The 25219-nt window shown below is 72.3% G+C and carries 22 protein-coding genes; 18 read left to right on the top strand and 4 right to left on the bottom strand.

Annotated features, from left to right (window positions below; all coding sequences use genetic code 11):
- Window positions 1–133: 133 nt before the first annotated feature.
- Window positions 134–793, top strand: a complete 660-nt coding sequence (locus C229_RS0125835; protein ID WP_018658022.1) for a TetR/AcrR family transcriptional regulator — start codon at window positions 134–136, stop codon at window positions 791–793.
- A gap of 20 nt (window positions 794–813) precedes the next feature.
- On the opposite strand, the gene C229_RS0125830 is transcribed toward C229_RS0125835, so the two are convergent.
- On the bottom strand, window positions 814–2478 hold the full coding sequence (locus C229_RS0125830; RefSeq protein WP_018658021.1) for an acyl-CoA carboxylase subunit beta: 1665 nt from the start codon (window positions 2476–2478) through the stop codon (window positions 814–816).
- Window positions 2479–2832: 354 nt separating this feature from the next.
- On the opposite strand from C229_RS0125830, the gene C229_RS0125825 reads away from it, so the two are divergent.
- The 15 genes from C229_RS0125825 to C229_RS0125750 all read left to right on the top strand — a co-directional run bounded on the left by C229_RS0125825 (window position 2833) and on the right by C229_RS0125750 (window position 18693).
- Entirely contained in the window at window positions 2833–3861 is a 1029-nt protein-coding gene (locus tag C229_RS0125825; protein WP_018658020.1) for a DUF3048 domain-containing protein, read from the top strand.
- Between the two features lie 83 nt (window positions 3862–3944).
- Window positions 3945–4862, top strand: coding sequence for a pyridoxal 5'-phosphate synthase lyase subunit PdxS (gene pdxS, locus C229_RS0125820; RefSeq protein ID WP_026314167.1), 918 nt, complete (start codon window positions 3945–3947; stop codon window positions 4860–4862).
- Window positions 4863–4996: 134 nt separating this feature from the next.
- Window positions 4997–5608: a DUF6928 family protein gene (locus tag C229_RS0125815; RefSeq protein WP_026314166.1), complete on the top strand. Its 612-nt coding sequence runs from the start codon at window positions 4997–4999 to the stop codon at window positions 5606–5608.
- 80 nt (window positions 5609–5688) lie between these two features.
- Complete coding sequence (gene pdxT / locus C229_RS0125810) at window positions 5689–6306, top strand: pyridoxal 5'-phosphate synthase glutaminase subunit PdxT (RefSeq protein WP_018658017.1); 618 nt, start codon at window positions 5689–5691, stop codon at window positions 6304–6306.
- Window positions 6307–6308: 2 nt separating this feature from the next.
- Window positions 6309–7061 carry a YebC/PmpR family DNA-binding transcriptional regulator gene (locus C229_RS0125805; protein ID WP_018658016.1) on the top strand — a complete coding sequence of 251 codons (753 nt, stop codon included), beginning with the start codon at window positions 6309–6311 and terminating at the stop codon, window positions 7059–7061.
- 26 nt (window positions 7062–7087) lie between these two features.
- Entirely contained in the window at window positions 7088–8233 is a 1146-nt protein-coding gene (locus C229_RS0125800) for a GNAT family N-acetyltransferase (protein ID WP_018658015.1), read from the top strand.
- Window positions 8234–8308: 75 nt separating this feature from the next.
- On the top strand, window positions 8309–8854 hold the full coding sequence (ruvC, locus tag C229_RS31885; protein WP_018658014.1) for a crossover junction endodeoxyribonuclease RuvC: 546 nt from the start codon (window positions 8309–8311) through the stop codon (window positions 8852–8854).
- Window positions 8851–9456, top strand: coding sequence for a Holliday junction branch migration protein RuvA (ruvA, locus tag C229_RS0125790; RefSeq protein ID WP_018658013.1), 606 nt, complete (start codon window positions 8851–8853; stop codon window positions 9454–9456). The genes ruvC and ruvA overlap by 4 nt, the downstream gene beginning before the upstream one ends.
- A complete protein-coding gene (gene ruvB / locus C229_RS0125785) occupies window positions 9453–10511 on the top strand; it encodes a Holliday junction branch migration DNA helicase RuvB (protein WP_018658012.1) in 1059 nt (352 codons plus the stop codon). The genes ruvA and ruvB overlap by 4 nt, the downstream gene beginning before the upstream one ends.
- Window positions 10512–10678: 167 nt before the next feature.
- Window positions 10679–11146 (top strand): preprotein translocase subunit YajC, encoded by a 468-nt coding sequence (gene yajC, locus C229_RS0125780; RefSeq protein WP_018658011.1) that lies wholly within the window; start codon window positions 10679–10681, stop codon window positions 11144–11146.
- Between the two features lie 122 nt (window positions 11147–11268).
- On the top strand, window positions 11269–12960 hold the full coding sequence (gene secD / locus C229_RS0125775; protein WP_033424809.1) for a protein translocase subunit SecD: 1692 nt from the start codon (window positions 11269–11271) through the stop codon (window positions 12958–12960).
- A 2-nt stretch (window positions 12961–12962) separates the two neighbouring features.
- Window positions 12963–14135, top strand: coding sequence for a protein translocase subunit SecF (secF, locus tag C229_RS0125770; protein ID WP_018658009.1), 1173 nt, complete (start codon window positions 12963–12965; stop codon window positions 14133–14135).
- An 87-nt stretch (window positions 14136–14222) separates the two neighbouring features.
- A complete protein-coding gene (locus C229_RS0125765) occupies window positions 14223–14747 on the top strand; it encodes an adenine phosphoribosyltransferase (RefSeq protein WP_018658008.1) in 525 nt (174 codons plus the stop codon).
- 543 nt (window positions 14748–15290) lie between these two features.
- On the top strand, window positions 15291–17465 hold the full coding sequence (locus C229_RS0125760) for a RelA/SpoT family protein (RefSeq protein WP_155885060.1): 2175 nt from the start codon (window positions 15291–15293) through the stop codon (window positions 17463–17465).
- Between the two features lie 643 nt (window positions 17466–18108).
- Entirely contained in the window at window positions 18109–18693 is a 585-nt protein-coding gene (locus C229_RS0125750) for a TetR/AcrR family transcriptional regulator (protein WP_018658005.1), read from the top strand.
- 56 nt (window positions 18694–18749) lie between these two features.
- On the opposite strand, the gene aspS is transcribed toward C229_RS0125750, so the two are convergent.
- The 3 genes from aspS to C229_RS0125735 are packed head-to-tail and all read right to left on the bottom strand — an operon-like array spanning window position 18750 to window position 22485.
- Window positions 18750–20513, bottom strand: a complete 1764-nt coding sequence (aspS, locus tag C229_RS0125745) for an aspartate--tRNA ligase (protein WP_018658004.1) — start codon at window positions 20511–20513, stop codon at window positions 18750–18752.
- On the bottom strand, window positions 20510–21778 hold the full coding sequence (gene hisS / locus C229_RS0125740) for a histidine--tRNA ligase (protein ID WP_018658003.1): 1269 nt from the start codon (window positions 21776–21778) through the stop codon (window positions 20510–20512). Before hisS ends, aspS begins: the two co-directional genes overlap by 4 nt.
- Before the next feature lie 11 nt (window positions 21779–21789).
- Window positions 21790–22485: an MBL fold metallo-hydrolase gene (locus C229_RS0125735; protein ID WP_018658002.1), complete on the bottom strand. Its 696-nt coding sequence runs from the start codon at window positions 22483–22485 to the stop codon at window positions 21790–21792.
- 215 nt (window positions 22486–22700) lie between these two features.
- Here C229_RS0125735 and C229_RS0125730 point away from each other — a divergent pair, with 215 nt between their 5' ends.
- Both C229_RS0125730 and C229_RS0125725 read left to right on the top strand, forming a co-directional pair.
- A complete protein-coding gene (locus C229_RS0125730) occupies window positions 22701–23492 on the top strand; it encodes a peptidylprolyl isomerase (protein WP_018658001.1) in 792 nt (263 codons plus the stop codon).
- 74 nt (window positions 23493–23566) lie between these two features.
- Window positions 23567–24802 carry a DUF349 domain-containing protein gene (locus tag C229_RS0125725; protein ID WP_018658000.1) on the top strand — a complete coding sequence of 412 codons (1236 nt, stop codon included), beginning with the start codon at window positions 23567–23569 and terminating at the stop codon, window positions 24800–24802.
- Window positions 24803–25219: the final 417 nt, after the last annotated feature.

The raw sequence follows: 25219 nt of genomic DNA, 5'->3' as shown, positions 1-25219 counted from the left end.
GCGCCGCACGCTCGGAGACGGCGCGCGCGGACCGGCTGGTTAGTGTCGGGAGTACGCATGCCGACGAGGGGACGAGCATGAGCTGGCCAGGCGCGCGGACCTCCGCGAGGGACCGTGCACAGCGGGCGCTCCCGTGAGCCCGCGTCGATCCGACCCGGAGGTCCGGCCGCTGCTGCTGGAGATCGCGGCGCGGCTGCTGCACGAGGAGGGGCCGCGCGCGCTGTCCACCCGGCGGCTCGCGGCCGAGGCCGGATGCTCCACGATGGCGGTCTACACCTATTTCGGCGGCATGAGCGGGCTCGTCCGGCACATGGTGCACGAGGGCTTCGCCCGTCTGGAGGCGTGCTTCTCGCGCGTCGCCCGGACCGCCGACCCGGTCGCCGACATGGCGCTGCTGGGCCGCGCGTACCGGCACAACGCGCTCACCAACCCGCACCTGTACCGCGCGATGTTCGGCGCGCTGTCGCTGTCGGGCTTCTCGCTGTCGGAGGAGGACCGCCAGCACGGCCGCTACACGCTGACCAACGTCGTCGAGTGCGCCCGCCGGTGCATCGAGACCGGGCGGTTCGTCCGGCGCGACCCCGAGATGGTGGCGCACCACATGTGGATCACGCTGCACGGGCTCGTCACGCTGGACCTCGGGGAGTACCTCGTGCCGCCCTACGACGCGGACCGCTGCTTCGAGGAGCAGCTCACGATGCTCATGGTGAGCGTCGGGGACCGGCCCGAGGCCGCCCAGCGGTCGGCGCGGACCGCGGCCGGACGCTTCGACGTCGAGATCAAGTCCGGGTGAGCGGAGCGTCCGGCCGCGGGTCACAGCGGTACGTTGCCGTGCTTGCGCGCGACGGGCACCGCGCGCTTGTCGCGCAGCGTGGCGAAGGCGCGGGCGACGACCGCGCGGGTCTCCGCCGGGTCGATCACGTCGTCCACCAGGCCGCGCTCGGCCGCGAAATAGGGGTGCGTGAGCTGGTCGGCGTACTCCGCGACGAGGCGCTCCCGCAGCGCGGCGGGGTCCTCGCCCCGGTCGGTGACGGCGGCGAGCTTGCGCCGGTGCACGACGTTGACGGCCGCCTCCGCGCCCATCACGGCGATCTCGTTGGTCGGCCAGGCGAACGACAGGTCGGCGCCGATCGACCGGGAGTCCATCACGATGTGCGCGCCGCCGTAGGACTTGCGCAGGACGACCTGCACCCGGGGCACCGTCGCCTCGCAGTACGCGTACAGCAGCTTGGCGCCGTGCCGGATCACGCCGCCGTGCTCCTGTGACGTCCCGGGCAGGAAGCCCGGCACGTCCACGAGCGTGAGCAGCGGAATCCCGAAGGCATCGCAGAACCGTACGAACCGGGCGGCCTTCTGCGCGGCCTCGGCGTCCAGCACCCCGGCCAGCGCCTGCGGCTGGTTCGCGACGACGCCGACCGTGGCGCCGTCGAGGCGGCCCAGCACGCACAGCACGTTCGGCGCCCAGGACTCGTGCACCTCCATCTCGTCGTCATCGTCGAGGATCTCGGCGATCACGGCGCGCATGTCGTAGGGCCGGGACGGCTCGACCGGCACCAGGTCCGCGAGCCCGGGCCGCACGTCGTGCGCCGCGCCGCGCGACGGCCCGGCCGGGGCGGGGTCCAGGTTGTTGGACGGCAGCAGCGACACCAGGTAGCGGACGTCGGCCAGGCAGGAGTCCTCGTCCTCGTGCAGGAACGAGGCCAGGCCGGTGCGGGCCGCGTGCACGTCCGCGCCGCCCAGGGCCTCGTGCGTGACCCGCTCGCCGCTCACGGCCTCGATCACGTCCGGGCCGGTGAGGTACATCTGCGAGACGCCCCGGACGACGAACGTGAAGTCGGTGAGCGCGGGGGAGTAGGCCGCGCCTCCGGCGCTCGGGCCGAGCACCACGCTGATCTGCGGGATGACGCCGGAGGCGCGGACGTTGCGGGCGAAGATCCCGCCGTAGCCGTCCAGCGCCTGCACGCCCTCCTGGATGCGGGCCCCGCCGCTGTCGTTGATGCCGATCAGCGGCGCGCCGGTGGAGAGCGCGAGGTCCATCACCCGGTGGATCTTGGCGGCGTGGGTCTCGCCGAGGGAGCCGCCGAAGACGGTGAAGTCCTGCGCGTAGACGAACACGACGCGGCCGTCGATGGTGCCCGAACCGGTCACGACGCCGTCGGTCGCCGGGCGCGACGCCTCCAGGCCCAGGCCGTGCGCGCGGTGGCGCCGGAACATGCCGAGTTCGGTGAACGAGCCCTCGTCGAGCAGCGCGGCCAGCCGCTCCCGGGCGGTGCGCTTGCCCGCCCGGTGCTGTCGCTCGACCGCCGCCTCGCCGCCGGCGGTGATCTCGGCGTGCAGCCGCTCGCGTTGGGCGCGCAGCGCCGCCATCGAGCGCGGCACGGCCGCCGGACGGGCGGGGGCGGCCGGAGTTCCGGCCGGGCCGCGCGGGGCGGGACGCGGGACGGGCACGGGGACGTAGTCGACTTCGGAGGTGCTCACACGCTGCCCTTCGCAGGGGACGGGTCGAACCCGACGGTTCGTCCGTGCCGGGTTCGATCTTCAGTCTGTGCGGGGCTGCGGGAGGCGGCATCTCCGCAAGTGCGGTCGCGCGGCCCCTCATTCGATAACACCGTCATCGAAAGTGCCGTCCGGCATGACGGTATGTTCGGCCTCCACGTTCCAGCGCCGCGAATAACACTGTTGTGCAACCGTTTCGACGGTCCCCGGGGTGGCTCCGCACGACGATCCGGCGGCACGCGACGGCCACCGCGGCGCCCGGTGCGAGACCGGCGATCCGTCCGGTTCCGCCGCGCGGGGTACCCTCGGGGCGCAATTCCCGCAGAAAGGTCGATCGTGCGCCTCGTCGTCCGCCGTACCGTCCGCGGCCCCCTGGCCGCCGGCGGCGCGCTGTCCCTGCTCCTCGGGCTCGTCGCGTGCAGCGACGGGCGGCGCGAGGGCGGTTCCCCGCCGCCCTCACCGGCGCCGAGCACGACGACGCCCGCCCCGGCGCCGCGCACGCATCCGTTCACCGGCGGGTCGAAGGGGCTCGGCAACCCCGTCCTCGCGGTGAAGATCGAGAACACGCGGCCCGCGATGCCGCAGACCGGCGTGTCCGCCGCCGACGTCGTCTACGTCGAGCAGGTCGAGGGCGGCGAGACGCGGCTGATGGCCGTCTACTCGTCCCGGCTGCCCAAGCGGGTGGGGCCGGTGCGCAGCGCCCGCATCTCCGACCTGCACCTGCTCAGCCAGTACGGCAGGCCCGCGTTCGCGTTCTCCGGCGTGCAGAGCAAGATGAAGAAGTACATCAGGAAGGCGCCGCTGTACGAGGTGTCGCAGGAGAGCAGCGGCGGCGCCTACTTCCGCGCCGGACCCAAGCCGATCCCCTACAACCTCTACGCCGACCCGCGCCGCCTGCTGAAGGAGGCGCCCAAGGCCGGAGCGCCCCGCGACATCGGGTTCCGCTTCGGGGCCGCGCCCAAGGGCGGCAAGGCGCGCACGTCGGTCACCGCCCGCTGGCCCGCCGCCAGCATGGGGTTCACCTGGTCGGCCAAGCAGAAGCGCTGGCTGGCGTCCTTCGGCGGCAGCCCCGACCGCGCGGCCGAGGGCGGCGTGCTCGGCGGCGCCACCGTCGTCCTCCAGTACGCCAAGACGACGCGGTCGAAGTTCCACGACTTCCTCGGCGCCTACACACCGCTCATCCACACCACCGGCGAGGGCAGGGCGCTGGTGCTGCGCGACGGCCGCGCCCACGACGCCCGCTGGTCACGGCCGTCCGAGGACAAGGGCACCACGTTCACGACCGCGGGCGGCGAGCCGATGACGTTCGCGCGCGGGCAGGTCTGGGTCGTCCTGGTGAACGAGGGCGGACCGAAGATCCCGTGAGCGCGCAAGCCGGGTGCCGCGTCGGGACGGCCCGCGAGCAGGCAATATCATGGAAGTTGACAAGTCGTCCGTTCACGTGAGGAATGCCCGTGTCTTCTTCCAGTCCTGAGACCACCGCCCCCGCCACCGGCACCGCCCGGGTGAAGCGGGGCATGGCGGAGATGCTCAAGGGCGGTGTGATCATGGACGTCGTCACGCCCGAGCAGGCCAAGATCGCCGAGGACGCGGGCGCCGTCGCCGTCATGGCGCTGGAGCGCGTCCCGGCCGACATCCGCGCCGAGGGCGGCATCTCCCGGATGAGCGACCCGGACATGGTCCAGGGCATCATCGAGGCGGTCTCGATCCCGGTCATGGCCAAGGCCCGCATCGGCCACTTCGTCGAGGCACAGGTCCTCCAGTCGCTCGGCGTCGACTACATCGACGAGTCCGAGGTCCTCACCCCGGCCGACTACGAGAACCACATCGACAAGTGGGCCTTCACCGTGCCGTTCGTCTGCGGCGCGACCAACCTCGGCGAGGCGCTGCGCCGCATCACCGAGGGTGCGGCGATGATCCGCTCCAAGGGCGAGGCGGGCACCGGCGACGTCTCCAACGCCACCACGCACATGCGTCAGCTCCGCCGCGAGATCCGCCGCCTGGAGAACCTCGCCGAGGACGAGCTGTTCGTCGCGGCCAAGGAGCTCCAGGCGCCGTACGAGCTGGTCAAGGAGGTCGCCACCGCCGGGAAGCTGCCCGTCGTGCTGTTCACCGCGGGCGGCATCGCCACCCCGGCCGACGCCGCGATGATGATGCAGCTCGGCGCCGAGGGCGTCTTCGTCGGCTCCGGCATCTTCAAGTCCGGCAACCCCGAGCAGCGCGCCGAGGCAATCGTGAAGGCCACCACCTTCTTCGACGACCCCGACGTCATCGCGCGCGTGTCGCGCGGCCTCGGCGAGGCCATGGTCGGCATCAACGTCGCCACCCTCGGCGACGACCAGAGGTTCGCCGGCCGCGGCTGGTGATCGGGGCCGCGGGAGGTTCCCGGCGGACCCGCCGGTAACTTCCCGGCGCGCTCTCGCCGTCGCCGCCCGCCGCGGTTTACGCTGGCCGGGCGGCCGGACGGCGCCCCCCGAGCACGGCCGCGAAAGGGGAACGGATGGCCTGGTCGGTCGCTCTCGCCTGCGCTACGACGGGAGATCCCGCCGAAGTGTTCGGGACGGGGGTGCGGACCGACCACGGCGCGGCGGCGCGGTTCGTCCGCGCCCTGTATCCGCCGGGCGCGGTGACCGAGGCGGGCGACACCGTCCTGGACTTCGCCCTGTGGCCCTACGCGGACGAGGTCTTCGCCGGCGCGTTCGACGGCGCGGTGCTGCTGTGCGACCGGGGCCTGTTCCGGCTCGACGAGGACGCCCGCCGCCTCGCCGACAACGTCGCCGCCGCGCTGCCGGGCGCGCACTGCGGCGTCCTGGTCCTGCACCCGGTCGTCTCCGGCTGCTGGTTCCGCTGGTACGAGTCCGGCAGGCTGCGGCGCGACGTCTTCGTCACCGCGCAGGACGGCGTCGTCGTCGACCAGGGCGACCGGCTGCCCGCCGAGCGCCCGTTCTGGAAGGCGCTCGACGCGGGCGAACCCGACGTCCCGCTGCCGTTCTCGCCCGAGGAGTACGGGCTGGCGCTGTCGCGGTGCATGTTCGGCCGCGGCCTCGCCGAACGCGGCGCCGACGGCTCGCTGCTGCTGGAACTGCCGCTGCGCCGCTTCAAGCTGAACTGAGCGCGGGAAGCCCCTCCGGGTGCGGTGCGTTGTCCCTATGTCTAGGGTTTCCTCCTGATTCCCCTCCCGGAAGGTGTGCTGTGACGACCGTGCCCACGATCGGAATCCTCGCGCTCCAGGGCGACGTGCGCGAGCACGCGCGGGCGCTGGAGAGCGCCGGGGCGCGGACGGTGCGCGTCCGGCGGCCCGAGGAACTGGAGCGGATCGACGGGCTCGTCATCCCCGGCGGCGAGTCCACCACGATGATCAAGCTGGCGGCCGTGTTCGACCTGCTCGAACCGCTGCGCAAGCGGATCGAGGGCGGGCTGCCCGCCTATGGCTCCTGCGCCGGGATGATCATGCTGGCGGACCGCATCGAGGACGGCGTCACCGGGCAGCAGACGATCGGCGGCATCGACATGACCGTCCGCCGCAACGCCTTCGGCCGCCAGGTCGACTCGTTCGAGTCGCCCGTCCCGATGCCGGAGGTCGGCGGCGCGCCGTTCCACGCCGTGTTCATCCGCGCGCCCTGGGTGGAGAGCGTCGGCGACGGCGTCCAGGTCCTCGGCCGTGCCGAGGGCGGCCCGGAGGTCGATAGGATCGTCGCCGTCCGGCAGGGCCGCCTGATGGCGACCGCGTTCCACCCTGAACTGACGGGCGATCACCGCGTGCACCACTACTTCGCCGATCTGGTGCGCCGGGCGACGGAGGAGGAATAAGGATGTCCGGCCATTCCAAGTGGGCGACGACCAAGCACAAGAAGGCCGCGCTGGACGCCAAGCGCGGCAAGCTCTTCGCCAAGCTGATCAAGAACATCGAGGTGGCGGCGCGCACCGGCGGCGGCGACCCCGACGCCAACCCCACGCTGTACGACGCCGTCTACAAGGCCAAGAAGAACTCCGTCCCCAACGACAACATCGAGCGCGCGCGCAAGCGCGGCGCCGGTGAGGAGGCGGGCGGCGCCGACTGGCAGAACATCACCTACGAGGGCTACGCGCCCGGCGGCGTCGCGGTGCTCATCGAGTGCCTCACCGACAACCGCAACCGCGCCGCCTCCGAGGTCCGCGTCGCCCTCACCCGCAACGGCGGCTCCCTCGCCGACCCGGGCTCGGTCGCGTACATGTTCAACCGCAAGGGCGTCGTCGTCGTCCCGAAGAAGGACGTGGAGGAGGACGACGTCATGCTGGCCGTCCTCGACGCGGGCGCCGAGGAGGTCAACGACCTCGGTGACGACTTCGAGGTCGTGTCCGAGGCCGGTGACCTGCTCGCCGTCCGGTCGGCCCTCCAGGACGCCGGCATCGACTACGACTCGGCCGAGAGCAAGTTCCTCCCGACGATGAGCGTCCCCCTCGACGAGGACAACGCCCGCAAGGTCTTCCGCCTGCTGGACGCCCTGGAGGACTCCGACGACGTCCAGGAGGTCTACGCCAACTTCGACGTCTCCGACGACGTCATGGCGGCCATCGACGCCTGATCACCGCCGGGGGCTAGGGTCGGGTCATGGAGATCCGCGCCCTCGACCTGGACGAGTTCGACCGTACTCGTGAGCTGCGGCGGCAGGCGTTCGGACCGTTCCCGGACGCCTGGGAGCGGGTGCGCGAGGCGAACCGGCCGCTGGCCGAGGCCGGGCGGCTGCTGGGCACGGTCGAGGACGGCCGCGTCGTCGCCACCACGACGCTCCACGAGCAGACCCAGTGGTGGCACGGCAGGGCCGTGTCGCTGGCGGGCTTCGGCGGCGTGACCGTCGCCGCGGAGCGGCGCGGGCGCGGCCTCGGCCGCGCGATGGTCACGGTCGCGCTGCGCCGCGCCGTCGACCTCGGGCACGCCCTCGCGATGCTGTATCCCGCGACGACCCCGATCTACCGGTCGCTCGGTTGGGAGCACGCCGGGGCGCTGGACGAGGTCGAGCTGAACCCCGAGGCGCTGCGGCGCCTGGCCGCGGCGCCCCTGGAGGCCCGCCGCGCCGGTCCCGGCGACGCCGCCCGCGTCGCCGAGCTGGTCGCGCGCCTGCACCGCGACAACGGCGACTGCGGCCCCGTCGGCTGGACCGAGGACCGCTGGCGCTACCTGCTCTCCCGCCCGGAGACCGACTCCTACCTGGCCGAGGACGGCTTCCTGTCCTACCGGTGGGGCCCCCGGCCCGGCGAGCTGGAGGTCTCCCGCGTCGTCGCGGGCTCGGAGGAGACCGCCCGGGGCCTGTGGGCGCTCGTCGGCTCGGGCTCCTCGATCGCGGACCGCGTCCGCGCGAACGTCGCCGCCGACGACCCCGTCCTGTGGCTGGTCTCCGAGCGGACCGACGACCGCGTCCGCCGTCAGCGCTGGATGCTGCGCGTCCTCGACGTCCGCGCCGCGCTGGAGGGTCGCGGCTATCCGCAGGGTGTGTCCGCGTCGGTGACCTTCACCCTCGACGACCCGCACGTCCCCGCCAACGACGGCACGTGGCGCCTCAGCGTCGCCGACGGCGCGGCGACCGTCGAGACCGCCGCCGCCCCGGCCGACGTGCGGCTCGGCGCGCGCGGCCTGTCCGCCCTGTACGCGGGCGTCCCCGCCGCGACCCTCCGCCGCACCGGCCTGCTCGACGGCGGCGAGAAGGCCCCGCTCGACGCGGTCTTCACCGCCCGCGCCTTCTCCCTGGACTTCTTCTGAGGGTGCGGCGTCCTGCGTACGCGGCTCCGACTCCGGTAGCGTGACCGGGACCGAACAGGTGATCGAAGGAGCGGCGTGCGCGTGATGGGGGTGGACCCCGGGCTGACCCGGTGCGGGGTCGGCGTGGTGGACGGTGCCCCCGGGCGCGCGTTGAAGCTCGTGCACGTCTCGGTCGTGCGCACCCCGCCCGACGCCGAGATCGCGCACCGGCTCCTCGGCGTCGAACAGGGCCTGGAGGCCCTGCTGGACGAGTACCGGCCCGACGCCGTCGCCGTCGAGCGGGTGTTCGCCCAGCACAACGTCCGCACCGTCATGGGCACCGCCCAGGCCGCCGGGATCGCGATGCTCGCCGCCGCCCGGCGTGGCCTGCCCGTCGCGCTGCACACGCCCAGCGAGGCCAAGGCCGCCGTCACCGGCAACGGCCGCGCCGACAAGGCGCAGGTCACCTCCATGGTCACCCGCCTGCTGCGGCTCGACGCGGCGCCCAAGCCCGCCGACGCCGCCGACGCGCTCGCGCTGGCCATCTGCCACGTCTGGCGCGGCGGCGCGCAGGCGCGCCTCGCCGCCGCCCGCGCCGCCGCCCCCGGCACCCCGCCCCGGCCCCGAGGAGGACCCGCGTGATCGCGTTCGTCAGCGGCACCGTCGCCGCCACCGGCCCGGACGGCGCCGTCGTCGACGTCGGCGGCGTCGGCTACGCCGTGCAGTGCACGCCCGCCACGCTCGCCGCCCTGCGCGTCGGCGAGGCCGCCAAGGTGCCGACGTCGCTGGTCGTCCGCGAAGACTCCATGACCCTGTTCGGCTTCGCCGACGACGACGAGCGCCAGGTCTTCGAACTGCTCCAGACCGCCAGCGGCGTCGGTCCCCGCCTCGCCCTGGCGATGGTGGCCGTGCACACCCCCGACGCGCTGCGCGCCGCCGTCGCCACCGAGGATCTCACCGCGCTGACGAAGGTCCCCGGCATCGGCAAGAAGGGCGCCCAGCGCATCGTCCTGGAACTCAAGGACCGCCTCGGCCTGCCCACCGGCGCGGGCGCCGCCGACGTGCGCGCCGCCGCCCCGGCCGCCGCCTGGCGCGACCAGGTCCAGGCGGGCCTGGTCAACCTCGGCTGGTCCGCCCGCGACGCCGACGCCGCCCTGGACGCCGTCGCCGCCGACCTCGGCGCCGACGAGCCCCCCGCCGTCCCGATCCTGCTGAAGGCCGCGCTCAAGAAGCTCAGCCGATGACCGATCCGCTCGTGTCCGGCAACGTGGACGGCCCCGACGAGGAGATCGTCGAGGCCGCGCTGCGGCCCAAGCGGCTCGACGACTTCGTCGGCCAGCAGCGCGTCCGCGAACAGCTCTCGCTCGTCCTGCACAGCGCGCTCAAACGCAACCGCACGCCCGACCACGTACTGCTGTCGGGCGGGCCGGGCCTCGGCAAGACGACCCTCGCCATGATCATCGCGGCCGAGCTGGGGCAGCCGCTGCGGATCTCCTCCGGCCCCGCCATCGAGCGCGCCGGCGATCTGGCCGCCATCCTGTCCACGCTCGCCGAGGGCGAGGTGCTGTTCCTGGACGAGATCCACCGGATGGCCCGCCCCGCCGAGGAGATGCTCTACATGGCGATGGAGGACTTCCGCGTCGACGTCGTCGTCGGCAAGGGCCCCGGCGCCACCGCGATCCCGCTGGAGATCGCCCCGTTCACCCTCGTCGGCGCCACGACCCGCGCGGGCATGCTGCCCGGCCCGCTGCGCGACCGGTTCGGGTTCGTCGCCCACATGGACTTCTACGAACCCGCCGAGCTGGAGACGATCGTGCGCCGCTCGGCGCGGCTGCTCGACGTCGAGATCACCGACGCGGGCGCCGCCGAGGTCGCCGGCCGCTCGCGCGGCACGCCCCGCATCGCCAACCGGCTGCTGCGCCGCGTCCGCGACTACGCCGAGGTCCGCGCCGACGGCGTCGTCGACGAGGACCGCGCCCGCGCCGCGCTCGATCTCTACGAGGTCGACGAACGCGGACTGGACCGGCTCGACCGCGCCGTTCTTGCGTCATTGATGCGTAAATTCGGCGGCGGCCCGGTCGGATTGTCGACGCTCGCGGTATCGGTGGGGGAGGAGCCCGAAACCGTCGAGGTCGTGGCCGAACCCTTCCTGGTCCGGCAGGGACTGCTGGCCCGCACGCCGCGCGGACGCGTCGCGACCCCTGCGGCCTGGGCGCATCTGGGCTTGACTCCGCCGCCCGCGGCGCCGCTGTCCGGCACCCTGTTCGACGTGGGAGAAGACGCCCCTGACACCCCATAGGTGATCAACCGGTAACGGGTTGGGAACTTCCCGCGCCACTCGTCCGTCACCTCGTTGCCGGGGTCTCGCATACTCTCTAGACTCCGGCCTTGGTCACGTCTCCAGCCGACGTTCCTAAGCCGATCTGGCGTAAGGCTGGGCTCAACCACATCGGAAGGACGCCCTTCATGGGCAGCGACATGATTCTTGCGGCGGATAACGCCGGTGGCGGCGGCGGCATGAGCCTGCTGTTCCTGCTCGCGGTGCCGATCATCTTCTACTTCCTGCTCATCCGCCCGCAGAACAAGCGGCGCCGCGAGCAGCTCCAGATGCAGAGCTCGCTGGAGCCGGGAGCGAAGGTCATCACCACCGCCGGCATGCACGCCACCCTCGTCGCCATCGACGACGACGGCATCGAACTGGAGATCGCGCCCGGCGTGACCGCCCGGTTCCTCAAGCAGGCCGTCATGCAGGTCGTCCCGGAGGAGACCGCTGACGAGCTGACCGACGACGACGATGACGACGACGCCACCGACGGTGCCGCCGCCAAGATCGACCTCGCCAAGGACGACGCGCGCGCCACCGCCGATGCCGACGACGCGGATGAGACCCGCTCCGTCTCCACCGGCAAGGGCGCGGACAAGCCTTCGGCCTGACGGCCCGGCACCGAACTCAAGACGGGAAAAGACGACCAGTGGCTCCGCCTCCTAGCAACGTCTCCAGGCCCGGACGCACCCTGCTGGTGCTGTTCGCGGTGCTGGCGGCCCTGACCGGCGTGATGTTCCTCCAGGGACAGGCGACCCCCAAGCTGGGGCTCGACCTCGCCGGCGGCACGACCGTCACGCTCACGGCCAAGACCGAATCGGGCAAGAACCCGCCGGCCGAGCAGATGGACCAGGCCGTGCAGATCATGACGCAGCGCGTCAACGGTCTCGGCGTCTCCGACGCGGAGGTCGCCAAACAGGGCAGCAACAACATCGTGGTCAACGTGCCCGGCGAAGGCCAGGACCGCGTCGTCCAGATGATCGGCACGACCGCCAAGCTCCAGTTCCGGCAGGTCTTCGCGGTCGCCGACGGGCGGCCCCAGGGGGCGGAGCCCACCCCGAAGCCGTCCGCGTCACCGACGGGCAAGCCGACCGACCGGGCGCCGCCCGGCATCTCGCCGTCGGCCAAGCCGTCGGAGACCGCGACCCCGCGCGGCCGCGCCGTCGACGGCGCGCTGGCCGCCGCGCCCACGCCGAACCCGTCGCCGAGCACGCCCGGCCAGGTGCAGCTCCCGCCGGAGCTCCAGGGCCAGCTCCCCGGAGCGGGCGCCGGAGCCGACCTGTCGGACGTCAAGGACAAGAAGGTCGTCGAGCAGTTCGAGAAGCTCAACTGCTACGTGCCCGACAAGCGCGTCCCCGGCTCCAACGACCCGGCCAGGCAGTGGGTCGCCGCGTGCGACCAGCGCACCGAGGGCGGCCGCGTCAGCAAGTACGTCCTCGGCCCGGTCCGCGTCCTCGGCGAGCAGATCAGCAAGGCGACCGCGCTCCCGCCGAACGCCCAGCAGGGGCAGTCGAGCTGGACGGTCGGCCTGGAGTTCAAGCGCGAGGGCGCCCGCCAGTTCGCGGCCGTCACCGGTGAGGCGTACCAGTCGCCGGCCGGAGGCCCGCAGCGTCAGGTCGCGATCGTGCTGGACGGCCAGGTCGTCTCGGCGCCCAGCATCGACAACGGCGCCATCACCGGCGGCAGCGCCAACATCTACGGCCCGCCGGAGAGCTTCACCCAGGCGTACGCCTCCGATCTGTCGAACGTGCTCAAGTACGGCGCGCTGCCGCTGGAGTTCACCCAGAGCTCCATCGACGAGGTCTCCTCGACGCTCGGCTCCGACCAGCTCCGCGGCGGCATGATCGCCGGTGGCATCGGGCTGGCGCTCGTCGTCCTGTACTGCCTGTTCTACTACCGGGGCCTCGGCGTCGTCGCCGTCACCAGCCTCGTCGTCGCGGGCGGCATGACCTACCTCGCCGTCGTCGTGCTCGGCGAGAACATGGGCTTCCGGCTCTCCCTGCCGCACATCATCGGCCTGATCGTCTCGATCGGCATCACCGCCGACTCGTTCATCGTCTACTTCGAACGGCTCCGCGACGAGCTGCGCGACGGGCGCAAACTGCGTCCCTCGGTCGAGACGGCCTGGAAGCGCGCCCGCCGCACGATCGTCGTCGCGGACGCGGTCACGTTCCTCGCGGCCTGCACGCTGTTCTTCCTCGCGGTCGGCGGTGTCGCCGGGTTCGCGTTCGCGATGGGCCTCACCACGCTCATCGACCTCGCGGTCGTGTTCTTCTTCACCAAGCCGCTCGTCGCGCTGCTGGCCCGCACGACGTTCTTCGGCAAGGGACACCCGCTGTCGGGCGTCGACCCCCGCAAGCTCCACAAGCCCGCACCGCCCGCTCCGGTCCCCGCGTCGGCGGCGCCGGTCCGTCAGGAGGTCTGACCATGGCACTCGGCGGAGTCGTCGCCCGCATCTACCGGGGCGAGATCAGTGCCGACATCGTCGGCCGGCCCAAGATCTGGTACGGCATCTCGGGCGTGCTGCTGGTGTTCTCGATCGCCGGCCTGCTCATCCAGGGCCTGAACTTCGGCGTGGAGTTCAAGGGCGGTTCGGTCTTCACGTTCAACGCGCCCAAGCACTCCATCGAGGACGTGCGCGGCGCCGTCGCCGAGGGCGGTGCGCACCAGGTCATCGTGCAGCAGGCGGGCAGCGACTGGCGCGTCACGACCGAGAGCCTGCCGTCGACGGGCATCACGGAGATCAAGAACAGCGTCGCGGAGAAGCTCGACGTCCCGGCGGCGGAGGTGTCCACGCAGGTCGTGGGCGCGTCGTGGGGCGGTGAGATCTCCAAGAAGGCGTGGCAGGCGCTCATCGTCTTCATGGTCCTGATCATCATCTACCTGTCGCTCGCGTTCGAGTGGCGGATGGCGGCGGCGGCGATCGTCGCCCTCGTCCACGACCTGGTGATCACGGCGGGCATCTACGCCTGGTCGGGGTTCGAGGTCACACCCGCGACGCTGCTCGGCTTCCTGACGATCCTCGGGTACTCGCTGTACGACGCGGTCGTCGTGTTCGACATGATCAAGGAGGTCACCAAGCCGCTCACCCCGGCCTCCAAGATCACCTACAGCCAGGCGGCGAACCAGGCGGTCAGCAACACCCTGATCCGCTCGCTGAACACCACCCTGGTCGCGATCCTGCCGGTGGCGGCGATCCTGTTCATCGGGACGACGCTGTTCGGCGCCGGCACCCTGAAGGACCTCTCGCTCGCCCTGTTCGTCGGCATGATCGTCGGCACGTACTCCTCGATCTGCGTCGCCACACCGCTGCTGGTGCAGCTCAAGGAGCGCGAGCCCCGCTACCGTGAGCTGCGGGCCAACATCGAGCGCCGCGCCAACAGCCCCAAGTGGCAGGCCAAGTCGGCGCGCACCGCCGTCGCGGCGGGCGCGGGCGGCGGCACCGCCGCGGCCGACGACGCGGCCGAGCCGTCCGCCGACGCGGACACCGACGCCGACGACGACGCCCCGGCGAACCCGGTCGTCACCCGCAAGGTCGTCCAGTCGGGCCCGCGCCAGCAGCCCCGGCGCGGCACCCGCAACCAGCGCCGGGGCAAGTAACCCGCCCCGCGCATCGCACCATCGGCCGTGCCCGCGTCCCCGCGGGCACGGCCGTCGCATGTCCGAGACCGCAAGGAGATCAGCACCGTGGACCTCGACCGCCTCATCCAGGAGCGCATCCGCGACATCGCCGACCACCCGAAGGAGGGCGTGGTGTTCAAGGACATCACGCCGCTGCTGGCCGACCACGTCGCGTTCGCCGGGGTCGTCGACCGGATCGTGAACCATCACGGCCGCGGCACGATCGACAAGATCGTCGGGATCGAGGCGCGCGGGTTCATCCTGGCGGCGCCGGTCGCGTACCACTTCGGCGCCGGCTTCGTCCCGGTGCGGAAGAAGGGGAAACTGCCCGCGCGGACGCTGGCGGAGTCCTATGATCTCGAGTACGGGTCCGAGACCATCGAGGTGCACGCCGATGCGTTCTCGCCCGGCGAGCGCGTCCTCATCGTCGACGACGTGCTCGCGACCGGTGGAACCGCCCGCGCCGCGGCCGATCTGGTGACGCGCGGCGGCGCCGACGTCGTCGGCGTCACGGTGCTCATGGAGCTGTCGTTCCTGGGCGGGCGCGACCGCGTGGGGAATCTGGACGTCCACGCGCTCGTTACGGTCTAGTACGAAACCGGTGCCGGATAGACTGACGGCACCCACGCGGTCCGGTGGGGACGGGCGCTTCCCGCAGGGCGAGCAGGGGAAACGCGCCCGCGACGCCCTTGGGGAGGCTGAGTGCCCGGTGAGGTGGTATCGACCGAGGCGGTGAACGCCGCGCTCGCGCGCGCCAAGGACACCGCCGCCCAGTCGGCCGCGACCGAGGCGTCCGCGGCCGAGACGGTCACCGGCGCGCAGCCCGCGCCCGCCGAGGCCGTTTCGCCCGCGTTCTCCGAGCCCGCCGAGGCGCCCACGCCGTCGTCCGAGGCCGCCTCGCCCGCCGAGGCAGCCGTACCCGCCGAGGCAGCCGCGCGCGCCGAGGCATCCGCGCCCGCCGAGGCGTCCGCGCCGTCGCGGGCGGACATGCCGCCCCAGCCCGAAGCCCCGTCCGGCGCCGAGCCCGACGCCCAGCCCGACGATCCGACCCGGCCGAGCCCGGCCACGATCCCGCCGTCCGCCGCCCGGGTCCGCCGCAGGCTCGCGCGGCTGGGCGCGCAGCGGGGGACCGCCATGAACCCCGTCCTCGAACCGCTGATCAAGACGGTGCGCAACACGCACCCGAAGGCCGACCTCCGGCAGATCGAGCGCGCCTACGACGTCGCGGCGCACTACCACCGCGACCAGAAGCGCAAGAGCGGCGATCCGTACATCACGCACCCGCTGGCCGTCACCACGATCCTGGCCGAGCTGGGCATGAACACCGAGACGCTGTGCGCGGCGCTGCTGCACGACACCGTCGAGGACACCGACTACAAGCTGGACGAGCTGCGCGCCGACTTCGGTGAGGAGATCGCGAACCTCGTCGACGGCGTCACCAAGCTCGACAAGGTCAAGTACGGTGACGCGGCCGAGGCCGAGACGGTCCGCAAGATGGTCGTGGCGATGGCGCGCGACATCCGCGTGCTCGTCATCAAGCTCGCGGACCGGCTGCACAACATGCGCACGCTGCGCTACATGCCCCGGCACAAGCAGGAGAAGAAGGCCCGCGAGACGCTGGAGGTCTTCGCGCCGCTGGCCCACCGGCTCGGCATGAACACGCTGAAATGGGAGCTGGAGGACCTCTCCTTCGCCACCCTGTACCCCAAGCGGTTCGACGAGATCGCGCGGCTGGTGTCCGAGCGGGCGCCGCGCCGCGACATCTTCCTGCAAGAGGTCATCGAGAACGTCTCGGCCGACCTGCGCGACTCCAAGATCAAGGCGACGGTCACCGGCCGCCCCAAGCACTACTACTCGATCTACCAGAAGATGATCGCCCGCGATGTCGGGTTCGACGACATCTACGACCTGGTCGGCATCCGGGTCCTGGTGGACAGCGTCCGCGACTGCTACGCGGCCCTCGGCACGATCCACGCGCGGTGGAACCCGGTCCCCGGCCGGTTCAAGGACTACATCGCGATGCCGAAGTTCAACATGTACCAGTCGCTGCACACGACGGTCATCGGCCCGGAGGGCAAGCCCGTCGAGCTCCAGATCCGCACCTGGGGCATGCACCGCCGCGCCGAGTACGGCGTCGCCGCGCACTGGAAGTACAAGGAGGAGACGGTCGGCAGCCGCAAGGCCGCCGACATGCAGTGGCTCCGCCAGTTGCTCGACTGGCAGAAGGAGACCGCCGACCCGGCCGAGTTCCTGGAGTCGCTGCGCTTCGACCTGTCGGTGTCGGAGGTGTTCGTCTTCACGCCCTCCGGCGACGTCATCGCGCTGCCGCAGGGCGCCACCCCGGTCGACTTCGCGTACGCGATCCACACCGAGGTCGGGCACCGATGTATCGGCGCGCGGGTGAACGGACGTCTCGTCCCGCTGGAGTCCACGCTGGACAACGGCGACGCCGTCGAGGTGTTCACGTCCAAGTCGCCGGACGCCGGGCCCAGCCGCGACTGGCTGAACTTCGTCAAGAGCGCCCGCGCCCGCAACAAGATCAAGCACTGGTTCTCCAAGGAGCGCCGCGACACCGCGATCGAGTCCGGCAAGGAGTCGATCGCCCGCGCGATGCGCAAGCAGAACATGCCGCTCCAGCGGATGATGTCGGGGGAGGCGCTGCTGGCCCTCGCCCGCGACATGCGGTTCCCCGACGTCTCGTCGCTGTACGCGGCCGTCGGTGAGAACCAGGTGTCGGCGCAGACGGTCGTGCAGCGTCTCGTGGACGCCCTCGGCGGCGTGGAGAGCGCCGAGGAGGATCTCGCCGAGATCGCCCTGCCGACGCGCCGCAAGCGCACCCGCCCGGCCGGTGACCCGGGCGTCGTCGTCGCGGACGACCCGGACGTCTGGGTGCGCCTCTCGCGCTGCTGCACGCCCGTCCCCGGCGACGACATCCTCGGTTTCGTCACGCGCGGGCACGGCGTCTCGGTGCACCGCGCCGACTGCTCGAACGTGCAGAGCCTGCGCGAGGAGCCCGACCGCCTCATCGACGTGAAGTGGTCACCCGGCGAGGACTCGGTCTTCCTGGTGGCGATCCAGGTCGAGGCCCTGGACCGTCCCCGTCTGCTGTCGGACGTCACCCGCGTCCTGTCCGACCAGCACGTCAACATCCTGTCGGCGTCGGTCACCACCACGCGCGACCGCGTGGCCGTCAGCCGCTTCACCTTCGAGATGGGCGACCCCAAGCACCTGGGGCACGTCCTCAAGGCCGTCCGCAGCATCGACGGCGTCTACGACGTCTACCGCATCACCAGCGGCGCCGCCCGCTAGGGCGTTCCCACCGGACGGGCGGGCCGTCCACCGTCCGGTGATCACCGCCGAGAGCGCGGTGATCCCGAATCCGGCCGCGAGCGCGACCGGCCCGAACGCGAACGCGACGTCCTCGGAGACCTGGCCGGTGTCCGTCAGCAGGTTCACCAGCGCCCGGCCGAGCACGTAGGACGGCGCCACCGCCAACGCCGGGGCGGCGACCGCCTCACCGGCGATCAGCCACCCGGGCCGCGCCGGAGCGCCGCCGCCCGGCGGCCGCAGGGCGGACACCAGCAGGTACAGCCCCCAGCCGCCGACCACGCCACCCAGGATCGTCAATGTCACCGCGTCCACCCCGGCGGTGCGCGCGGCGGTGTCCAGCAGCGCGGCTGCCGCCGTCACCATCGTGGCGCCGAGCGGGAGCAGGAGGCCGCCCGTCTTCGGGGACGCCGGAATCCCGCTCGTCGTGGCGCCGAGTGCGCCGTCTGCCGGCCGGTATTCCACCATGAACGATCCTTCGCGGGGAGAACAGGCGTCGGCTTCGCGGGCGGCGTCGCCCCCGCACCACCGACTCGGCACGTGCCGTGCCGTTTCTGTGCGCTCAGAATGGACGAACGGGCACGCGAGTGTCAACACGGCACGTGCCGTGCCGTATGGTGGTGGTATGGCAGACCGACGCGCCGCCCGTGCCGCGGACCGGACCGAAGCGATCATGCGAGCCACGCTCGACCTCGCCCGGGAGACCGGCTACGCGAAACTCAGCATCGAGGCGGTCGCCGCCCGCGCCGGTGTCGGCAAGCACACCGTCTACCGCCGCTGGTCCTCGCGCGGGCTGCTCTTCCTCGACGCGGTCCTCTCACTGAACGAGCAGGGCCTCGGCTACCGCGACACCGGTGACATCGCCGCCGACCTGCGCGAGCAGATGGTCCGTGCCGTCACCCTGCTGGGCAGGCCCCCGTGGGGACCGCTGTTCCAGGCCCTGGTCGGCGAGGCACAGCACGATCCCGAGGTCGCCGCCGCGCTGAACCAGCGCTTCGTCGAGCCCCAGACCGCGGACACCGTGGCCCGCCTCGACGCCGCCAAGGACCGGGGGCAGCTCGCCCCCGACTTCGACGCGCACCTGGCCATGGAGATCCTGTCGGGCCCGCTGTACTACCGGCTGCTCGTCACCCAGCAGCCGTTGACGGACGCCTACATCGACCGTCTCCTCGACGCCCTCTTCGCCGGGATGACGCCCCGGCCGAGCTGACGACGCGAGAGCGGCGGCACACGGTCCCGTCCGTGTGCCGCCGCTCGTCGCGCCGGTCAGGCTTCGATCTCGTCCTGGTCCTCGGGGACGACGTCGACGCCGGCCTCCTCGCGCTGCTGGACGGTGATCGGCGTGGGAGCGGCGGTCAGCGGGTCGTAACCGGAGGCGGCCTTGGGGAACGCGATGACGTCGCGGATGGACGCCTCGCCCGCCAGGAGCATGACCATGCGGTCCCAGCCGAAGGCGATGCCGCCGTGCGGCGGCGGGCCGAACTTGAACGCCTCCAGGAGGAAGCCGAACTGCGACTCGGCCTCCTCTTTGGACAGGCCCAGCACGTCGAACACGCGCTGCTGCATGTCGGCGCGGTGGATGCGGATCGAGCCGCCGCCGATCTCGTTGCCGTTGCAGACGATGTCGTAGGCGTTGGCCAGCGCGCTGCCCGGGTCCTCGATGAAGGTGTCCGCGAACTCCGGCTTGGGCGCCGTGAAGGGGTGGTGGACGGCCGTCCAGCCGATCCGCTCGCCCTTGTCGTCCTCGACGGGCTCGAACACCGGCGCGTCCACGACCCAGAGGAACCTCCAGGCGGACGCGTCGATGAGGTCGCAGCGGCGGCCGATCTCCAGCCGGGCCGCGCCGAGCAGTTCGCGGGTCGCGTGCGGACGGCCCGCGCCGAAGAAGATCGCGTCGCCGGGGGAGGCGCCGGTCGCGGCGGCCAGGCCCGACTTCTCCTCGTCCGACAGGTTCTTGGCGACCGGACCGCCGAGCGCGCCGTCCGCCTGGACGAGCACGTACGCCAGGCCGCGCGCGCCGCGCGCCTTGGCCCAGTCCTGCCAGGCGTCCAGCTCCTTGCGCGTCTGCGAGGCGCCGCCCGGCATCACGACCGCGCCCACGTACGGCGCCTGGAACACCCGGAACGAGGTGTTCGCGAAGTACCCGGTGAGGTCGGTCAGCTCCTGCCCGAACCGCAGGTCGGGCTTGTCCGAGCCGTAGCGGGCGAGCGCGTCCGCGTACGTCATGTGCGGGATAGGGCGCGGGATCTCGTGCCCCGCGACGTCCTTCCACAGCCGCGCGACGAGGTCCTCGGCGACCTTCAGCACGTCGTCCTGCTCGACGAACGACATCTCGATGTCGATCTGGGTGAACTCCGGCTGCCGGTCGGCGCGGAAGTCCTCGTCGCGGTAGCAACGGGCGATCTGGTAGTACCGCTCCAGCCCGCCGACCATCAGGAGCTGCTTGAACAACTGCGGCGACTGCGGCAGCGCATACCAGTGGCCCGGCTTGAGCCGCACCGGCACGAGGAAGTCGCGCGCGCCCTCGGGCGTGGACCGCGTCAGCGTCGGCGTCTCCACGTTGACGAACCCGTGCTCGCGCAGCACGTCGTGCACCAGATAGGACGCCTGGGACCGCACGCGCAGCGTCTCGGCGACGGCCTCCCGGCGGATGTCGAGGTACCGGTACTTCAGCCGGATCTCCTCGTTGACGTTGACGTCGCCCTCGATCGGGAACGGCAGCGGCGCCGACTCCGACAGCACGTCCACCTGGGACGCGGCGACCTCGATCGCGCCCGTCGGCAGCTCGGGGTTCTCGTTGCCCTCCGGACGGACCCGGACCTCGCCGACCACGCGCACGCAGTACTCGGCGCGCAGGTCGTGGGCGGCGTCCTCCTCCCGGAAGACGACCTGGGCGGAGCCGGAGGCGTCGCGCAGGTCGATGAACGTGACGCCGCCGTGGTCGCGGCGCCGCGCCACCCACCCGGCCAGCGTCACCTGCTGCCCGGCGTGCTCCGCGCGGAGCGTCCCCGCCTCATGCGAGCGGATCATCGTGAAAGCCTTTCCCTGAGCGTCGAAGTGAGGTCGGTGAGCGGGACGGCGGTCTGGTCGCCGGTGGCCAGCTCCTTGAGCTGCGCCTCCCCAGCGGCCAGGTCGCGTTCGCCGAGGATGACGGCGAAGCGGGCCCCGGAGCGGTCGGCGTCCTTCATGGCGCCCTTGAGCTTCTTGCCGCCGAAGGCCGTGTCGGCGGCGATCCCGGCGCGGCGCAGCTCGTCCGCGAGGGCGAACAGTCGCCGTTCGGCCTCCGCGCCGAGCGGGACGCCGAACACCTCGCAGCGCGGCGCGGCCTCGAAGCCCGCGTTCTCCGCCTCCAGCGCGAGGATCGTGCGGTCCAGGCCGAGCCCGAAGCCGATGCCGGGCAGCGCCGGGCCGCCGATGTCCTCGGCGAGCCCGTCGTAGCGTCCGCCGCCGCCGATGCCGGACTGGGCGCCCAGCAGCGGGTGGTCGAACTCGTAGGTCGTCCGGGTGTAGTAGTCCAGGCCGCGCACCAGGCGGGGCGTGTCCTCCCAGGCGATGCCGAGGTCGGCGAGCAGTTCGCGGACGCGGTCGTGGTGCTCCTGGCAGGCCGCGCACAGGTGGTCGGCCATCAGCGGCGCGCCGGTGAGCTGCGCCTGCACGGCGGGGCGCTTGTCGTCCAGGACGCGCAGTGGGTTGATCTCGATGCGCGCGCGGGTGGCCTCGTCGAGGTCGAGTCCGCGCAGGAACTCCTGGAGCAGCGTCCGGTAGCCCGGCCGGCACTCGCGGCAGCCCAGCGAGTTGAGCAGCAGCCGGACCTGCGTCAGCCCGAGCGAGGCGTACCAGCGGGCGGCGAGCGCGATCGTCTCGGCGTCCACGCGCGGGTCCTCGGTGCCGATCGCCTCCAGGTCGAGCTGGTAGAACTGCCGGTACCGGCCCTGCTGCGGACGCTCGGCGCGGAACGCGGGCCCGGTCGTCCACACCTTGACCGGCAGCGCGCCCTGCTTGTGCAGATTGTGCTCCAGTACGGCGCGCAGCACCGTCGCGGTGAACTCCGGGCGCAGCGTCAGCGACCGGCCGCCGCGATCCTCGAAGGTGTACATCTCCTTGCTGACGACGTCGGTGGACTCCCCGACGCCGCGCCGGAACAGGTTGGTGTCCTCGAACACCGCCAGCTCCAGGTAGCCGTATCCGGCCAGCCGGGCCTGCTCGGCGAACGCGGAGCGGATCGCGGCGAACAGGTCCGCGCGCGGCGGGACGTATTCACTGACCCCCTTGGGGGCCTGGAAGCTCGAACTCATGATGTGGTGGCTCAGAATCCCTTGTGCGGACCGTCCGCGGGCGCCAGGTCGGCGAGGAACGGGTTGGTGGCGCGCTCGTGGCCGATCGTGGTCTGCGGACCGTGACCGGGCAGGACGGCGGTCTCGTCCGGGCGCGACAGGCACACCCGGGAGAGGCTGGTGAGGATCTCCTCGTACGATCCGCCCGGCAGGTCGGTGCGCCCGATCGACCCGGCGAACAGCAGGTCGCCGGTGAACATGACGTCCGGTATCTCACCGGACGGGGGTGTACGGAACGTGACCGAACCGGGCGTATGGCCCGGAGCGTGGTCGACGGTGAAGCTCAGTCCGGCCAGCGTCATCTCCGCGCCGTCCGACAGTTCCTTCACGTCGTCGGGCTCGCTCAGCGTCAGCCCGCCGAACAGCTCCTGCCCCGCGCCGAGGGACAGGCCCTTGGCGGGATCGGTGAGCAGGTCGCGGTCGTCGGGATGGATGTAGGCCGGGACGTCTTTGGCGCCGCAGACCGGGGCGACCGACCAGACGTGGTCGAGATGGCCGTGCGTCAGCAGGACGGCGACCGGCTTGAGCCGGTGTTCGCGCAGGATCTCGTCGATCCCGGCCGCGGCGTTCTCGCCGGGGTCGATGATGACGCACTCCTCACCCGCGGCGGGCGCCACGACGTAGCAGTTCGCGGCGAACGATCCGGCGGGGAACCCGGCGACGAGCACGGTCGTCCTTCCTTCTGGCGGGGAAATGCCGACGGGGTCGGCAAGTAGGTCACCGAGCGTACCGGCGGGATGGCCGCCCCCGCGAACGACATCCACACGTGCGGCGGCGAATCCCGTCCGTTGTCCACAGGGCACGGGCGGGCGGCGCGGGTGCCCTCCGGGTACCGCTACTATGCGCTGCACGTTCACCCGATCAGCGAGAAAAGGCAGGCACCGTGGCGGGGAAGGACCGCAAGAAGGAGCTCGCGCGGCAGCGTTACGCGCGCCAGCAGGCACGCCTGGAGGCCGAGCGCGCCCGGGCCCGTCGCGTCAAGGTCATCGGTTCGGCGGTCGCGGTCGCGGTGATCGCGGGCGGCGCCGGCGCGATCTTCGCGCTGACCCGGGACGACGGCGACGGCGAGGCCAAGGCCAACGCGGCGGCGTCCCCGTCGGCCAAGCCCGGCGAGTGCGCCTACACCGCGGCCCAGGAGGCCGGTGCCCCCAAGGACCTCGGCACCCCGCCGGCCAAGCCCGCCCACACCGGCACGGTCAAGGCCACCCTGAAGACCAGCCAGGGCCCGATCGAGCTGGAGCTGGACGGCGCCAAGGCCCCGTGCGCGACGAACTCCTTCGCCTTCCTCGCCGAGAAGGACTTCTGGAACAAGAGCCACTGCCACCGCCTGTCCACCAGCGAGGGCCTGCGGATGCTCCAGTGCGGCGACCCGACCGGCTCGGGCAGCGGCGGCCCCGGCTACCAGTTCGGCAACGAGAACACCGAGGGCGCGAAGTACGGCAAGGGCACCCTCGCCATGGCCAACGCCGGGCCCGGCACCAACGGCAGCCAGTTCTTCCTCGTCTACGGCGATTCGCAGCTCCCGCCCGACTACACGGTGTTCGGCAAGATCACCAAGGGGCTGGACACGCTGGAGGCCGTCGCCAAGGCGGGCATCGACAAGCCCGGCCAGGACGGCACCGGTGAGCCGAAGAAGAAGGTCACGATCCAGGACGTCGCGATCGCCGGGAAATAGGCGTTCGGGATACTAAGGTGTGGAGGGTCCGGGGGTGGTATGACCCCTCCGGGTCCGCGACTCAGGAGGCAAGGGTGTCCAGCGCGACCGATCCGTGGGGCCGGGTGGACGACGACGGCACGGTCTATGTGAAGACCGCCGAGGGTGAACGCGTCGTCGGGTCCTGGCAGGCGGGTGCGCCCGAGGAGGCACTCGGGTACTTCAAGCGCAAGTTCGACGCGCTGGCCACCGAGATCGGGCTGCTCGAACAGCGGATCAAGACCACCGACCTGCAACCGCAGCAGGCCGAGCAGAGCGTGCAGCGGCTCCGCGAGTCCGTCACCGGCGCCAACGCCGTCGGCGACCTGGCGGCCCTGGAGCGCCGCCTGGACGCGCTCGACGCCCTCGTCGGCAAGCGCCGCGAGGAGGTCAAGGCCAAGCGCGAGCAGTCGCGCACCGAGGCCCGCGAGGTCAAGGAGCGCATCGTCGCCGAGGCCGAGCGCATCGCCGAGCACGAGACGCACTGGAAGAACGGCGGCGAGCGGCTGCGCGCCCTGGTCGAGGAGTGGAAGGCCGCCGACCGCATCGACCGGCCCACCGAGACCTCGCTGTGGAAGCGGCTGTCGGCCGCCCGCAACGCCTTCACCAAGCGCCGCAAGGCGTACTTCGCCACCCTGGACGACCAACGCGATGCGGCCCGCCGCGACAAGGAGCGCATCGTCGCGGACGCCGAGGCGCTGAGCGGCTCGACCGACTGGGGCGACACCGCCGCCGCCTACCGCGACCTCATGCGCCGCTGGAAGCAGGCCGGACGCGCCTCCCGCGAGACCGAGGACGAGCTGTGGGCCCGCTTCAAGGGCGCCCAGGACACCTTCTTCGCCGCGCGCGGCGCCGCGTTCGCCGAGCGCGACGCCGAGTTCGCGGGCAACGCGGAGGAGAAGGAGCGCATCCTCGCGGACGCCGAGAAGCTGCTGCCCGTCCGCGACGCCCGCCAGGCCCGCGCCTCCCTGCGGCTCGTCCAGGAGCGCTGGGAAGCCGCGGGCATGGTCCCGCGCGAGCAGCGCGACCGCCTGGAGGGCCGCCTCCGCAAGATCGAGGAGGCGGTGCGCGGCGCCGAGGAGACCGAGTGGCGCCGCACCAACCCCGAGGCGCGCGCCCGCGCCGAGGCGACGGTCGCCCAGCTCCGCACCTCGATCGAGCAGTTGGAGAAGCGCCGCGACAAGGCCCGCGAGAACGGCCGCGAGAAGGACGTCAAGGAGGCCGAGGAGGCCCTGACGGCCCGCCGCGCCTGGCTCACCGAAGCCGAACGCACCCTGGCTGAATTTTCTTGATTCCCGGCCTACGGCCGCTCGCCTGGGGGCTCGCGGCCTAACCGGGAATCTGGCGGGCGCGGCATCGCTTCGCGATCCGGTCCCGCGCGGCTCGCCTTCGGCTGCGCCGCGCGGGCCCGGTCTCCGCGCCCGCGCGGTGGCTGATGCACGGCGGTTCAAGGTGCGGGCCATGGCATCCGGTCTTCGCGCCTGCGCGGTGGCTGAGGCGTGGCGGTTCGGGGTGGGGGCATGGCATCCGGTCTTCGCGCCTGCGCGGTGGCGGGAGCATGGCGGTTCGGGGTGGGGGCATGGCATCCGGTCTCCGCGCCCGCGCGGTGGCTGAGGCGTGGCGGTTCGGGGTGGGGGCATGGCAGCCGGTCTTCGCGCTCGCGTGCGGCCGAGGCGTGGCAGTTCAGTGTGGGGCCATGGCATCTGGTC

The organism is Actinomadura flavalba DSM 45200, assembly GCF_000374305.1.
Classification (GTDB): Bacteria; Actinomycetota; Actinomycetes; order Streptosporangiales; family Streptosporangiaceae; genus Spirillospora; species Spirillospora flavalba.
This window is presented reverse-complemented; position numbering and strand designations above follow the sequence as displayed.

What these genes read in the sequence shown, in the direction of transcription:
- yajC (WP_018658011.1), top strand. Translation starts at nt 10,679, where the DNA reads ATGGGCAGCGACATGATTCTTGCGGCGGATAACGCCGGTGGCGGCGGC.
- C229_RS0125815 (WP_026314166.1), top strand. Translation starts at nt 4,997, where the DNA reads ATGGCCTGGTCGGTCGCTCTCGCCTGCGCTACGACGGGAGATCCCGCC.
- pdxS (WP_026314167.1), top strand. Translation starts at nt 3,945, where the DNA reads ATGCCCGTGTCTTCTTCCAGTCCTGAGACCACCGCCCCCGCCACCGGC.
- hisS (WP_018658003.1), bottom strand. Translation starts at nt 21,778, where the DNA reads ATGAGTTCGAGCTTCCAGGCCCCCAAGGGGGTCAGTGAATACGTCCCG.
- C229_RS0125805 (WP_018658016.1), top strand. Translation starts at nt 6,309, where the DNA reads ATGTCCGGCCATTCCAAGTGGGCGACGACCAAGCACAAGAAGGCCGCG.
- C229_RS0125800 (WP_018658015.1), top strand. Translation starts at nt 7,088, where the DNA reads ATGGAGATCCGCGCCCTCGACCTGGACGAGTTCGACCGTACTCGTGAG.
- secD (WP_033424809.1), top strand. Translation starts at nt 11,269, where the DNA reads ATGTTCCTCCAGGGACAGGCGACCCCCAAGCTGGGGCTCGACCTCGCC.
- secF (WP_018658009.1), top strand. Translation starts at nt 12,963, where the DNA reads ATGGCACTCGGCGGAGTCGTCGCCCGCATCTACCGGGGCGAGATCAGT.
- C229_RS0125760 (WP_155885060.1), top strand. Translation starts at nt 15,291, where the DNA reads ATGAACCCCGTCCTCGAACCGCTGATCAAGACGGTGCGCAACACGCAC.
- C229_RS0125750 (WP_018658005.1), top strand. Translation starts at nt 18,109, where the DNA reads ATGGCAGACCGACGCGCCGCCCGTGCCGCGGACCGGACCGAAGCGATC.
- aspS (WP_018658004.1), bottom strand. Translation starts at nt 20,513, where the DNA reads ATGATCCGCTCGCATGAGGCGGGGACGCTCCGCGCGGAGCACGCCGGG.
- ruvB (WP_018658012.1), top strand. Translation starts at nt 9,453, where the DNA reads ATGACCGATCCGCTCGTGTCCGGCAACGTGGACGGCCCCGACGAGGAG.